Annotated in this window: 13 protein-coding genes; 9 read left to right on the top strand and 4 right to left on the bottom strand. The window is 61.5% G+C overall.

Going from position 1 to position 12,625, the window contains the following annotated elements:
• Window positions 1-19: 19 nt before the first annotated feature.
• The 4 genes from ACMGF8_RS10430 to purT all read left to right on the top strand — a co-directional run bounded on the left by ACMGF8_RS10430 (window position 20) and on the right by purT (window position 2,637).
• Window positions 20-544 (top strand): gamma carbonic anhydrase family protein, encoded by a 525-nt coding sequence (locus tag ACMGF8_RS10430; protein ID WP_102878493.1) that lies wholly within the window; start codon window positions 20-22, stop codon window positions 542-544.
• Window positions 541-756 (top strand): DUF1289 domain-containing protein, encoded by a 216-nt coding sequence (locus tag ACMGF8_RS10435; RefSeq protein ID WP_102861292.1) that lies wholly within the window; start codon window positions 541-543, stop codon window positions 754-756. The genes ACMGF8_RS10430 and ACMGF8_RS10435 overlap by 4 nt, the downstream gene beginning before the upstream one ends.
• A 132-nt stretch (window positions 757-888) precedes the next feature.
• Window positions 889-1,356, top strand: a complete 468-nt coding sequence (locus tag ACMGF8_RS10440; protein ID WP_047301943.1) for a VUT family protein — start codon at window positions 889-891, stop codon at window positions 1,354-1,356.
• Between the two features lie 99 nt (window positions 1,357-1,455).
• Window positions 1,456-2,637: a formate-dependent phosphoribosylglycinamide formyltransferase gene (purT, locus tag ACMGF8_RS10445; RefSeq protein ID WP_102861294.1), complete on the top strand. Its 1,182-nt coding sequence runs from the start codon at window positions 1,456-1,458 to the stop codon at window positions 2,635-2,637.
• A gap of 77 nt (window positions 2,638-2,714) precedes the next feature.
• On the opposite strand, the gene ACMGF8_RS10450 is transcribed toward purT, so the two are convergent.
• The 3 genes from ACMGF8_RS10450 to ACMGF8_RS10460 form a co-directional block, all read right to left on the bottom strand.
• Window positions 2,715-4,031, bottom strand: coding sequence for an MFS transporter (locus ACMGF8_RS10450; RefSeq protein ID WP_115581666.1), 1,317 nt, complete (start codon window positions 4,029-4,031; stop codon window positions 2,715-2,717).
• Window positions 4,032-4,332: 301 nt separating this feature from the next.
• Window positions 4,333-5,562: an HlyC/CorC family transporter gene (locus ACMGF8_RS10455; protein ID WP_207167111.1), complete on the bottom strand. Its 1,230-nt coding sequence runs from the start codon at window positions 5,560-5,562 to the stop codon at window positions 4,333-4,335.
• A gap of 9 nt (window positions 5,563-5,571) precedes the next feature.
• The gene (locus ACMGF8_RS10460) at window positions 5,572-6,384 is read right to left on the bottom strand and encodes a cytochrome C assembly family protein (RefSeq protein ID WP_102861297.1); all 813 of its coding nucleotides are present in this window, start codon (window positions 6,382-6,384) and stop codon (window positions 5,572-5,574) included.
• A gap of 208 nt (window positions 6,385-6,592) precedes the next feature.
• Here ACMGF8_RS10460 and ffh point away from each other — a divergent pair, with 208 nt between their 5' ends.
• From ffh to rplS, 5 genes are all read left to right on the top strand, one after another.
• Window positions 6,593-7,969 (top strand): signal recognition particle protein, encoded by a 1,377-nt coding sequence (ffh, locus tag ACMGF8_RS10465; protein ID WP_102861298.1) that lies wholly within the window; start codon window positions 6,593-6,595, stop codon window positions 7,967-7,969.
• A 249-nt stretch (window positions 7,970-8,218) separates the two neighbouring features.
• On the top strand, window positions 8,219-8,470 hold the full coding sequence (gene rpsP, locus ACMGF8_RS10470; RefSeq protein ID WP_007927680.1) for a 30S ribosomal protein S16: 252 nt from the start codon (window positions 8,219-8,221) through the stop codon (window positions 8,468-8,470).
• 5 nt (window positions 8,471-8,475) lie between these two features.
• Window positions 8,476-9,012 (top strand): ribosome maturation factor RimM, encoded by a 537-nt coding sequence (rimM, locus tag ACMGF8_RS10475; RefSeq protein WP_102861299.1) that lies wholly within the window; start codon window positions 8,476-8,478, stop codon window positions 9,010-9,012.
• Window positions 8,994-9,767, top strand: a complete 774-nt coding sequence (trmD, locus tag ACMGF8_RS10480; protein WP_170001093.1) for a tRNA (guanosine(37)-N1)-methyltransferase TrmD — start codon at window positions 8,994-8,996, stop codon at window positions 9,765-9,767. Before rimM ends, trmD begins: the two co-directional genes overlap by 19 nt.
• A 45-nt stretch (window positions 9,768-9,812) precedes the next feature.
• The gene (gene rplS, locus ACMGF8_RS10485; RefSeq protein WP_007927677.1) at window positions 9,813-10,163 is read left to right on the top strand and encodes a 50S ribosomal protein L19; all 351 of its coding nucleotides are present in this window, start codon (window positions 9,813-9,815) and stop codon (window positions 10,161-10,163) included.
• Window positions 10,164-10,221: 58 nt separating this feature from the next.
• Here the strand turns inward: rplS and ACMGF8_RS10490 are convergent, their stop codons facing one another.
• Window positions 10,222-12,348 (bottom strand): DUF4132 domain-containing protein, encoded by a 2,127-nt coding sequence (locus tag ACMGF8_RS10490; protein WP_416759512.1) that lies wholly within the window; start codon window positions 12,346-12,348, stop codon window positions 10,222-10,224.
• Between the last annotated feature and the right edge of the window lie 277 nt (window positions 12,349-12,625).

Consider the following 12,625-nt stretch of genomic DNA (forward strand, 5'->3'; position numbering starts at 1 on the left):
GACCCATAAGGACAACAAGATGAAATACCGCCTGGGCGATGCCCGAGTCGACACCCATCCACAGAGTTGGGTGGCCCCGAACGCCACCTTGGTGGGTAAGGTCAAGCTGGAAGAGGGGGCCAGTGTGTGGTTCAACGCCGTGTTGCGTGGCGACAACGAGCTGATCCTGATCGGCAAGCACAGCAACGTCCAGGACGGGGCCGTGATGCACACCGACATGGGCTTTCCGCTGACCCTGGGCACCGGTGTGACCATCGGCCATAACGCCATGCTGCATGGCTGCACCGTGGGCGATTACAGCCTGATTGGTATCAACGCGGTCATTCTCAATGGCGCGAAGATCGGCAAGAACTGCATCATCGGCGCCAATTCGCTGATCGGCGAAGGCAAGGAAATACCTGACGGTTCGCTGGTCATGGGCTCGCCGGGCAAAGTGGTTCGCGAACTGACCGAGGCTCAGAAGAAAATGCTCGAAGCCAGCGCCGCCCACTACGTTCATAATGCTCAACGTTATGCCCGAGACCTGGTTGAGCAAGAACAATGACTGCCCCTGAAAGACCCGTCGCCTCGCCTTGCGTGAGCATCTGTGCCCTGGATGAGCAGGACATCTGCACCGGCTGTCAGCGCACGGTGGATGAAATCACCCGCTGGAGTCGCATGGACAACAGCGAGCGCCGCGCAGTCCTGGCCCTGTGCCATGAGCGAGCCAAATCCAGTGGCTTGCTGTGGATGATCGGCTCCAGCTCGGCAAGCTGATCCGCCCGTTCGCCGGCAAGCCAGCTCCCGCAGGCGATGCGTAGGAGCCCGCTTGCCGGCGCAAGGGTTTCTTGGCCCAACCCCGGGCCTGCAGTAACCTGTGCTCCTTCCCGATAGGTACCCTTGGCCCCCATGCTTTTCCTGATCACCTATATCAGCAGCGTCGTGCTGATCAATTACGCCTTTTCCGTCGCGCCGCAACTGGATATCGTCTGGTCGGCCTGGGGCGGGCTGGTGTTTGTCCTGCGGGACATGGTGCAGACACGCTTCGGCCATGGCGCCATCGTCGCCATGCTGGCGGCCCTGGTGTTGTCCTATGTCACCTCCGACCCGACCATTGCTCTGGCCAGTGCCACGGCATTCGCCGTCTCGGAATGCATCGACTGGCTGGTGTTCAGCATCACCAAGCGGCCCCTGCATGATCGCCTATGGATCAGTTCGGCCCTGAGCATTCCCCTGGATACCTTCATCTTCTACGGCATGATCGATGCGCTGACCCCCGGGGTCGTGCTGACCGCCCTGGGGTCGAAGTTCGCCGGGGTCACCGTGGTCTGGCTGGCGATGGCCTGGCGTTTGCGCAAAGCGGCGTGCGCCGGCTGAGTCAAACCTCGCGGTTCATGTAAAATGCCGCGCTCTTTCCCCATGGGTCGCCCGCCTGGCGCTCGGCCCTCGATGATCCGCTCCTTTGAGGACCTTCAGATGACTCGTATCGGAACTCCATTGTCGCCAACCGCGACCCGCGTCTTGCTTTGTGGCTGTGGTGAGTTGGGCAAGGAAGTGGTGATCGAGCTGCAACGCCTGGGTGTCGAGGTGATTGCCGTGGACCGCTACGCCAATGCGCCGGCGATGCAGGTGGCCCATCGCAGCCACGTGATCAACATGCTCGACGGTGCGGCCCTGCGGGCGGTGATCGAGGCTGAGAAGCCGCACTTCATCGTTCCGGAAATCGAAGCCATCGCTACCGCGACCCTGGTGGAACTGGAAGCTGAAGGCTTCACCGTAATCCCCACCGCCCGGGCCACTTCGCTGACCATGAACCGTGAAGGCATTCGTCGTCTGGCGGCTGAGGAGCTGGACCTGCCGACCTCGCCTTACCATTTCGCCGATACCTTCGAAGACTATTCCAAGGCGGTGCAAGACCTGGGATTCCCTTGCGTGGTCAAGCCGGTGATGAGCTCCTCGGGCAAGGGCCAGAGCCTGCTGCGCAGTGACGATGACGTACAGAAAGCCTGGGACTACGCCCAGGAAGGCGGGCGTGCCGGCAAGGGCCGGGTGATCATCGAGGGCTTCATCGATTTTGACTACGAGATCACCCTGCTGACCGTGCGCCACGTAGGCGGCACCACTTTCTGTGCGCCGGTCGGTCATCGTCAGGAAAAGGGCGACTACCAGGAATCCTGGCAGCCTCAGGCCATGAGCCCCAAAGCCCTGGCCGAATCCGAGCGGGTGGCCAAGGCAGTGACCGAAGCCCTGGGCGGCCGCGGCCTGTTCGGCGTGGAGCTGTTCATCAAGGGCGATCAGGTGTGGTTCAGCGAAGTGTCGCCGCGTCCCCATGACACCGGCCTGGTGACCCTGATTTCCCAGGATCTGTCGCAGTTCGCCCTGCATGCGCGGGCGATCCTCGGCTTGCCGATTCCGCTGATCCGTCAGTTCGGTCCATCGGCTTCGGCAGTGATTCTGGTAGAAGGCAAATCCACCCAGACCGCGTTCGCCAACCTCGGCGTCGCCCTGAGCGAGCCGGACACTGCGCTGCGCCTGTTCGGCAAGCCTGAGGTCAACGGCCAGCGCCGCATGGGCGTGGCTCTGGCTCGTGATGAGTCGATCGAGGCCGCCCGGGCCAAGGCGACCCGCGCTGCGCAAGCGGTAGTGGTCGAACTCTGAGAAACATCGCGAGCAAGCTGGCTTCCACAAGGTTTGCATTGAACCTGTAGGAGCGAGCTTGCTCGCGAAGCGGTCGCTCAGACGACCCGATTCAGATCGTTATTGCGCGTTTCCTTCAAGCACAGCACCGCGATCAAGCTCAGGATCGCCGCCCCCGACACATACCCGCCTACCCAGCTCAACCCGCCCATCGCCACCAGTTTCTGGGCGAAGAAGGGGGCGGCCGATGCACCGACAATGCCCCCCAGGTTGTAAGCCGCTGAAGCGCCGGTATAGCGCACGTGGGTCGGAAACAGTTCCGGCAGCAGTGCGCCCATCGGGGCGAAGGTCACCCCCATCAGGAACAGCTCAATGCACAGAAACAGTGCTACACCGGCGGTGGAGCCCTGAGTCAGCAAGGGTTCCATGGTGAAGCCGGAGAGAATAGCCAGCACGGCACCGACAACCAGCACGGGCTTGCGCCCGAAACGGTCGCTGGCCCAGGCTGACAGGGGCGTGGCCGCGGCCATGAACAGCACTGCGAAACACAGCAGGCCGAGGAAGGTTTCCCGGCTGTAGCCCAGGGTCGCGACGCCGTAGCTCAGGGAAAATACCGTGGAAATGTAGAACAGCGCGTAGCACACCACCATCGACGCGGCGCCCAGCAGCACTGGCAGCCAGTACTGGCTGAAGAGCTCCACCAGTGGCATTTTCACCCGTTCCTGGCGTGCCACGGCGTTGGCGAACACCGGGGTTTCGTGCAGCTTCAGGCGCACATACAGGCCCACCATCACCAGCGCCGCGCTGAGCAGAAACGGAATGCGCCAGCCCCAGGAGCGGAACTGTTCGTCATCCAGGCCCATGGCCAGGGCCAGGAACAGGCCGTTGGCGGCGAGAAAGCCGATGGAGGGGCCCAGTTGCGGGAACATGCCGAACCAGGCGCGTTTGCCTGCCGGGGCGTTTTCCGTGGCCAGCAGAGCGGCGCCGCCCCATTCACCGCCCAGTCCGAGGCCCTGGCCGAAGCGCAGCACGCAAAGCAGGATCGGTGCCCAGGCGCCAATGCTGTCGTAGCCCGGCAGCACGCCGATCAGGGTGGTGCACACCCCCATCAGCAGCAGGGAGGCGACCAGGGTCGATTTGCGTCCGATACGGTCGCCAAAGTGGCCGAACAGCGCCGAGCCCAGGGGGCGGGCGAGGAAGGCAATGCCAAAGGTCAGAAAGGCCGAGAGCATCTGGGCGGTGCCGGACGTCTGGGGGAAGAATACCGGTCCGATCACCAGCGCAGCGGCGGTGGCATAGACGTAGAAATCATAGAACTCGATGGCGGTGCCGATAAAACTGGCGGTGGCCACCCGGGTGGTGGAATTGCTCGGTTGAGCGGGCGCGCAGGCGCTGTAGGCGGTGTTGGTCGTCATGCGGATATCCCTGACAGTCTGTGCTCCAGTGGAGCGAATTATTATGGTCGAGCACCCAGGGATGTGGGTTTGGCGCGGTCGTCACTCGGGATGGGAGTGGCGTCGAACAGTGGCGGGTGATGCCTGCAGGATCGTTCTCGGTGCGGGTAGCACGCGGATCTGCGGGGCTTGGGTAAGCAGCGCGATTATAGAAAGGCTGCTAACGATCCAACAAGGGCTGTGGTCGTTGGTGGTCTTGCGTGACTGCGCCAGGCCTCGAAACTCCTTTGCAGAGGTTCAAGGCGCAGGCATCAGCATCGAGTCAGGCCCGGGCGGGAACGCTGCTGGTGTGCCAGAGCAGCACGCGGCTGACGCGGTTTTCCTCGGTTTCGAGGATCTCCAGGCGGTAGCGGCCGATCTTCAGGCACACGGCGCTGTCGGGAATGGTTTCCAGGGCTTCGGTGACCAGGCCGTTGAGGGTCTTGGGGCCGTCGCTGGGCAGGTGCCAGCCCAGGCTCTTGTTCAGTTCACGGATCGATGCCGCGCCCTCCACCACATAACGGCCATCGGCCTGTGGCTGGATATGAGGGTTGTCCAGGCTGTGCTCGTTTTCGAACTCGCCGACGATTTCTTCGAGGATGTCTTCCAGAGTGACGATACCCAGCACTTCGCCGTATTCGTCCACCACCATGCCCAGGCGCCGTTGCTGCTTGTGGAAATTGAGCAGTTGTAACTGCAACGGGGTGCTTTCGGGGACGAAGTAGGGTTCGTGGCAGGCGGCCAGCAGGGTTTCCTTGGTCAGGCTGGCGTCCGGCAGCAGGTGGCGGATCTGGCGGGTGTTGAGCACCGCTTCGACCTGGTTGATATCACTGTGGAATACCGGTAGCCGGGTGCGCTTGTTCAGGCGCAGTTGGGCAATGATCTCTTCGATCGGGTCGTCGAGGTTGATGCCCTGCACTTCGCTGCGGGGCACCAGGATGTCGTTGACGGTGATGTTGTCCAGGGCGTGGATGCCGGACAGGGCGTGGTGTTCCTGAGGCGCGGGCTCATCGTCCAGCAGCGCCGGATCGTCGTCGCTGTGCCTGACCGCGCTGGCCTTGGCGGCGAACGGGCGCAACAGCAACTGGCCGATGGCCTGCAGCAGCCAGGCCAGGGGATAGACAAGCTTCATGGGGATGGCCAGCAGGCTGTTGCCAAAGCTCAGAGTGCTTTCCGGGTAGCGCAAAGCCAGGGTGCGGGGCAAGTACTCGGCCAGTACCAGCAAGCCGCTGGTGCTGATCAGGCAGGCCAGCCAGGGGCCGTTTTCCGCCCAGTAGAACAGCGCCAGCAAGGTGCTGATGATCACCGCCAGGACTCGGCACAGGGTGTTGCACAGGATCAGGCTTTCCTTGGGGAAGGCCAGCTGTGCCGCCGGTTTGTCGCCTGAGCGTGAGCCGTTGCGTTGGGTCAGCAGGTGCTGCTGGGCGGCATCGATGGCAGTGAACAGCCCCGACCAGACGATCAGCAGGGCGATTACCGCGAGCATGGGCCCGGAGGGCAGGGAGTCGGTCATGGCCGGTCGTCAGATGTGCAGGATGTATTCACGAACCAGCTTGCTGCCGAAGTACGCCAGCATCAGCAGGCAAAAACCCGCGAGGGTCCAGCGAATCGCCTTGTGCCCGCGCCAGCCCAGGCGGTTGCGGCCCCACAGCAGCACGCTGAACACCACCCAGGCCAGGCAGGCCAGCAGAGTCTTGTGCACCAGGTGCTGGGCGAACAGGTTCTCGACGAACAGCCAGCCGGAGATCAGCGACAGCGACAGCAGGGTCCAACCGGCCCAGAGAAAACCGAATAGCAGGCTTTCCATGGTTTGCAGGGGCGGGAAGTTCCTGATCAGCCCGGAGGGGTGCTTGTTCTTCAGCTGATGGTCCTGCACCAGTAGTAAGAGGGACTGGAACACCGCAATGGTGAACATGCCGTAGGCCAGGATCGACAGCAGGATGTGGGCGAGAATTCCCGGTTCCTCATCGATCACCGGCACGGTTCCGGTAGGCACGAACTGCGCCAGGAGCGCAGTCAGGGCGCCGAGGGGGAACAGCAGCACCAGCAGGTTTTCCACGGGAATCCGCCAGCAGGCCAGCAAGGTCAGGGCGATGACCGCGGCAGCGATCAGGCTGGCAGCGCTGAAGAAGTCCAGGCCCAGGCCCGTCGGGGTCAGCAAATGGGTCAGCAGGCTGATGCCGTGGGCGAGCAGGGCCAGGATGCCCAGCATAACCAGCAGGCGCTTGTTTGCCTTGGCGCCGGTGGCCAGGCGAGAGCCTTGATAGAAGGTCGCAGCGGCATAAAGGACGGCGGCGGCGAGGGTGGGTAGCAAACTGGGTGACAAGGGGAGCATAAATCCTGTTAGGCAAGCCCGAAAGTCGCTGAGTTTGGCATAGAACCCACAGCCCTGAAAGACCACGCAAGCAGACGGCGAGGTGTCCGCCACGCACAGTCTTCGCTATAATCCGCGACCTGCCCACGCCGCAGGCTCATCGAGCACTTGTTTATTCCGCTCTGGGCCGCCATTACCCCGGTCTACCTTGGGCCTGAAAGGATCGAGCATGTTTGAAAACCTAACCGACCGTCTCTCGCAGACGCTGCGCCATGTCACCGGCAAGGCCAAGCTGACCGAGGACAACATCAAAGACACCCTGCGCGAAGTGCGCATGGCGCTGCTCGAAGCCGACGTTGCGTTGCCGGTGGTCAAGGACTTCGTCAACTCGGTGAAGGAGCGTGCGGTCGGCACCGAAGTGTCCCGCAGTCTGACCCCGGGCCAGGCCTTTGTGAAAATCGTCCAGGCCGAGCTGGAAAGCCTGATGGGCGCGGCCAACGAAGACCTCAACCTCAGCGCCGTGCCGCCAGCCGTGGTGCTGATGGCCGGTCTGCAAGGTGCGGGCAAGACCACCACCGCCGGCAAACTTGCGCGCTTCCTTAAAGAGCGCAAGAAAAAGAGCGTGATGGTGGTGTCCGCCGACGTCTACCGCCCGGCGGCGATCAAGCAGCTGGAGACCTTGGCCAACGACATCGGCGTGACCTTCTTCCCGTCGGACCTGAGCCAGAAGCCGGTGGCCATCGCCGAAGCAGCCATAAAGGAAGCGAAGCTCAAGTTCATCGACGTGGTGATCGTCGACACCGCCGGTCGCCTGCACGTCGACAGCGAGATGATGGACGAGATCCAGGCGCTGCATGCGGCGATCAAGCCGGTGGAAACCCTGTTCGTGGTCGACGCCATGACCGGTCAGGACGCCGCCAACACCGCCAAGGCCTTTGGTGACGCGCTGCCGCTGACCGGGGTGATCCTGACCAAGGTCGATGGTGACGCCCGTGGCGGTGCAGCACTGTCGGTGCGGGCCATCACTGGCAAGCCGATCAAGTTCATCGGTATGGGCGAGAAGACCGAGGCGCTGGAGCCATTCCACCCTGAACGTATCGCTTCGCGGATTCTTGGCATGGGCGACGTGCTCAGCCTGATCGAGCAGGCCGAGCAGACCCTCGACAAGGAAAAGGCCGACAAACTGGCCAAGAAGCTGAAGAAGGGCAAAGGCTTCGACCTCGAAGACTTCCGCGATCAGCTGCAACAAATGAAGAACATGGGCGGTCTGGGCGGCCTGATGGACAAGCTGCCGAACATCGGCGGCGTCAATCTGGCACAGATGGGCAACGCACAGAATGCCGCTGAAAAGCAGTTCAAGCAGATGGAAGCCATCATCAACTCCATGACCCCGGCCGAGCGCCGCGACCCTGAGCTGATCAGCGGTTCGCGCAAGCGTCGGATCGCCATGGGTTCCGGTACCCAGGTGCAGGACATCGGCCGCTTGATCAAGCAGCACAAGCAGATGCAGAAGATGATGAAGAAGTTCTCCGCCAAGGGCGGGATGGCCAAGATGATGCGCGGCATGGGCGGCATGTTGCCCGGCGGCGGTATGCCGAAAATGTGAAGAATCCGCGCCGGCAGTCATGTCGGCGCTATTCCACGGGGACGTGGAATCTCGAGCAAACCCTCGATTGGGGCGTGCTCACTCGCTGCCGCTTGCGGCGGCTCCATAGCAAATCTGAGTGGCAGCCGATAGGCGCCGGAAAAAGTCATTTGCAAAAGTCCGGATATTCCTTAGAATATGCGGCCTTTCGGGCACCCATGCCCGCTGTGCATTTAGATTTGCAGCACCGACTACAGGAACGATGTTCACATGCTAACAATCCGTCTTGCCCTTGGCGGCTCCAAAAAGCGCCCGTTTTACCACTTGACCGTGACCGACAGCCGTAACCCACGCGACGGTTCGCACAAAGAACAAGTTGGCTTCTTCAACCCGATCGCTCGTGGTCAAGAAGTCCGCCTGTCCGTGAACCAAGAGCGCGTAGCCTACTGGCTGAGCGTTGGTGCACAGCCTTCTGAGCGTGTTGCTCAGTTGCTGAAGGAATCGGCTAAGGCTGCAGCCTGAACCCTATGAACGCGACGCCAGCTCCTGCTGATGATTTGATCGTTATCGGCAAAATCTACTCTGTTCATGGCGTTCGCGGCGAAGTGAAGGTCTTTTCCTTTACTGATCCGATTAAAAACCTGTTGGACTACAAAACCTGGACGCTCAAGCGCGAAGGTAGCGTGAAACAGGTTGAGCTGGTCAGCGGACGCGGGAACGACAAGTTCCTGGTCGCAAAGCTCAAGGGTCTTGATGATCGCGAAGAAGCTCGTCTTCTGGCCGGTTACGAGATCTGCGTGCCGCGCAACCTGTTCCCTGAACTGACCGACGGCGAGTACTACTGGTACCAGCTGCAAGGTCTCAAGGTCATCGACACCCTCGGGCAACTGCTCGGGCAGATCGATCACCTGCTGGAGACCGGCTCGAACGATGTAATGGTGGTCAAGCCTTGCGCTGGCAGCCTGGATGATCGCGAACGCCTGTTGCCCTATACCGAGCAATGCGTGTTGGCCGTCGATCTGGCAGCGGGCGAGATGAAGGTGGAATGGGATGCGGACTTCTAAGCGTGGCTAACTTGCGCGTAGAAGTGATCAGTTTGTTTCCCGAGATGTTTTCCGCCATCAGCGAATACGGCATAACCAGCCGCGCGGTGAAACAGGGGCTCTTGCAGCTCACTTGTTGGAATCCGCGAGACTACACCACGGATCGACATCACACTGTGGACGATCGCCCGTTTGGCGGTGGCCCTGGCATGGTGATGAAGATCAAGCCCCTGGAGGATGCACTGGTTCAGGCCAGAAACGCAGCCGGGGAGGGTGCGAAGGTGATCTACCTGTCGCCCCAAGGCCGTCAACTGAATCAGTCGGCGGTACGCGAGTTGGCGAATGAGGATGCATTGATCCTGATTGCTGGTCGTTATGAAGGCATTGACGAGCGGTTTATTGAAGCTCATGTCGATGAAGAGTGGTCGATTGGCGACTATGTACTCTCCGGTGGCGAGCTGCCGGCGATGGTCCTGATTGATGCGGTTACGCGACTGCTGCCCGGAGCTTTAGGGCATGTGGATTCCGCGGAGGAAGATTCCTTCACGGACGGTCTGCTGGATTGCCCGCACTACACCCGACCGGAGGTGTATGCGGATCAGCGTGTTCCCGACGTGTTGCTAAGTGGCAACCACGCACACATCCGGCGTTGGCGTTTACAGCAGTCCCTTGGTCGGACCTATGAACGACGCGCCGATCTTCTGGAAAGCCGCTCGCTTTCTGGAGAAGAGAAGAAGCTGCTCGAGGAATATCTCCGCGAGCGGGACGATAGTTAACAACGTATCGATGGTAGATCCGACGATTTACCTTAGGAGCACAGCATGACCAACAAAATCATCCTTGCACTCGAAGCAGAGCAGATGACCAAAGAGATCCCAGCCTTTGCCCCGGGCGACACCATTGTCGTTCAGGTGAAAGTGAAGGAAGGCGATCGTTCCCGTCTGCAGGCGTTCGAAGGCGTAGTTATCGCCAAGCGCAACCGCGGTGTGAACAGCGCGTTCACCGTACGTAAAATCTCCAACGGTGTTGGCGTAGAGCGTACTTTCCAGACCTACAGCCCGCAGATCGACAGCATGGCTGTCAAGCGTCGCGGTGACGTGCGTAAAGCCAAGCTGTACTACCTGCGCGACCTGTCGGGCAAAGCAGCTCGCATCAAGGAAAAACTGGTTTAAGTCCAGCTTCCGATGCAGAAAAAAGCAGCCTACGGGCTGCTTTTTTGTTGCCTGTCATTTAATGCCCGGAGCGGTTCAGCAGGGCGCAGACCGTGTTGGCGATCCGTTCCAGCAGTACCTCGTCATAAGGCAGCCAGGGCAGGGCGGCCAATTTGCCACTTTGTGCCGCCAGTGGCAGGTCCACCGCGGCTCCATCGCGTGACACGCGCCCGGTCACCAGGTGCACGGCGTAGTCACCGACCCGCACATGGCGCTCATCCATACTCAGCTTTCCTGCCTTGATGTGCGTCGCAAAGGCTGTATTCAGCACCTGTTGGCGCATCAATGTCATTTGCGTGAGATTGTGCCCGGCCAGTCGATTCAGGCGCTCTTCGCGCTTGCCTGGCGAGGCCTGGGGAAGAGGAATGCCAGCGGCGGTCTGCGTCAGTTCTTCAACGGCGAAAGCGCTGATGCTGACCAGCAGATCGATGGCTCGGCAAGCCTCTGAAAAGACCTGCACCGGCACATTTTTCAGCAGCACAGGCTGCCAGTGTTTCTCGGTGCGACGAGCGAAGCACGTGGCGCCGGACAAGCAGTGCCCCTGTAAGCCGGGATAGAGTGGCACGTCGACATTCAGAGTCACTCGGATGTCGCTCAGGTTCCGGCTCAGGCTACCGTCTCTGTCGATCTTCCAGCCCTCGCGGCGTGCCAGGCCGATCAATGGGCGAATGGATAGGCTGTACCCGGCGAATGCTTGGTAGGAGGGGCTTTCCAGCTCATGGTCAGGCGCCTGGTAGTGCTCGCGAAATACCTGGCGCAGTGGTTGCCTGATCTGGCGCTCGGTGATCACGGCTTGCCAGGCTTGGCGCTCTGCTTCGTCGCTCGACAGGGGGTGCCACAGCGAAATCCGGCATCCGGCGTCCAGGGACAGCGGCTGACCCCGCACGTCAAGAGCTTGCGCGTTTTGGGTCAATAGGAAACTGCAGCGTTGGCCACAGTCGTTGTGAGCCACCCATATCAACGAGTGGGCAAAGGGCGCGCCCACGGCAGAATCCACCAGCTGCCTTCGCCAGTCGCTCAAAGACAGCTCGAAGTGTTGCCACAGTCCTGACTCCAGGCAACTGGCCAGAAGCGCGTGCTGGGCTTTTCCGGGAGCACTGACTGGGGCAAGGCGCAGGGCAATCTCGGGGCGTTGGGCCAGCCCGCGCTCGGCGGGTTTGAGATTGCGCGTGAGTTTTTTCTGCAGGCCGGCATGTCGCACCAGGCTCAGGGCGCTGCGCAGCGTTTGCACGCTTTCCGGCGTTGGTATCTGTTCGATGCAATGACCCAGGGCAATGGCCAGGGATTGCGACGGCGCGGTTTTGGCCTGGGTTGGGGCGACGCAAGCCTTGGTCAGCAAAGTGTCCATCAGTGGCGGTAGCCAGGGCGCATCGCGCCGCAGGGCGATCCGGGCGGCACGGGCGATTACTGGCGTGTCATGGGTGCTGAAGGCGCCATCGGCCACATAGGGGGTGGCGCCGCTGTGAATATCTTCCAGGCGCTGGGCGGCGGTGTTGAGGATCTGCTGGGAGAACTCGACGTAGGCAGCATCGTCGGCCAGCGCCGTTGCGGGGTCGCTGCTCAGTGAGTGATGACCGGTCCAGTACTCGCTGCTGGCAAGGGCCAGTCGGGATTGCGGTTCCAGTTGTTCAAGCAGTTCGAACTCCTGCCGGACGTAGGGCGCATCGGCGTAGTGTTGTTCCACGCAACGGTGCAGGGCTGCCTGGGCTTGTGCATCCAGCCATTGTGCCAATACGTACGTCTGGTGGTAGTCCGCAGCCCAGCGTATCGAGGGTTCGCCGAGGATTCTATGTAACTCGCGGCTCACTGCACTGCTCGGTTTGCCGCTGTGATAGGCAAGTTGCTCCACCGCCTCCTGCCCGCTCAGACAAGTGCGCAGCACCTCCAGCAGGGTGGTCTGATCGAGTTGTGGGCACAGTTCCAGCTGTGCGGCCTGCTGCACAATTGAGTTCGCCATCTGCTGCGCAGCCGGGTTTTCAGGGGTACGCAGTGCTCGGCGGATAGCTGGCCACAAGCTGCCCAATTGAGCGGGTGTCAGTGAGCTGATATCGATGGGCGCGCCAATGAAACTCGGATGATCCGTTGTCGCGGTGCTCAGGCGTTGCTGCAGGTGCTCGACGAGCGAAGGCGCGGAAAGGGCATCCATGACGGCGGTTCTCCTTGTTGGGGGCGCGGATGATCGCATTTTTTATCGCCGATCGTGACCTCTGACCCCTGCCGGGTTCTTTCGGCCCCTGCCGGGCGGCGATATACTCGCCGACCCAATAAAGTGTGATCGCCCGCGCCGTGCAGCCTGCACGGAACGCCCAGGGTGCGTCACACCCTCCCGGCGTTACTGGCCTGTTGTTATCCACAGGCAGGCAGCCCCCGATTGTTCCCATCAAGCCTTTGGTCGCTGCCTTGCCGCGCTCATCGGCGTTCCA

The sequence above is a fragment of the Pseudomonas sp. BNK-7 genome, from assembly GCF_048072025.1.
GTDB classification, from domain to species: domain Bacteria; phylum Pseudomonadota; class Gammaproteobacteria; order Pseudomonadales; family Pseudomonadaceae; genus Aquipseudomonas; species Aquipseudomonas danubii.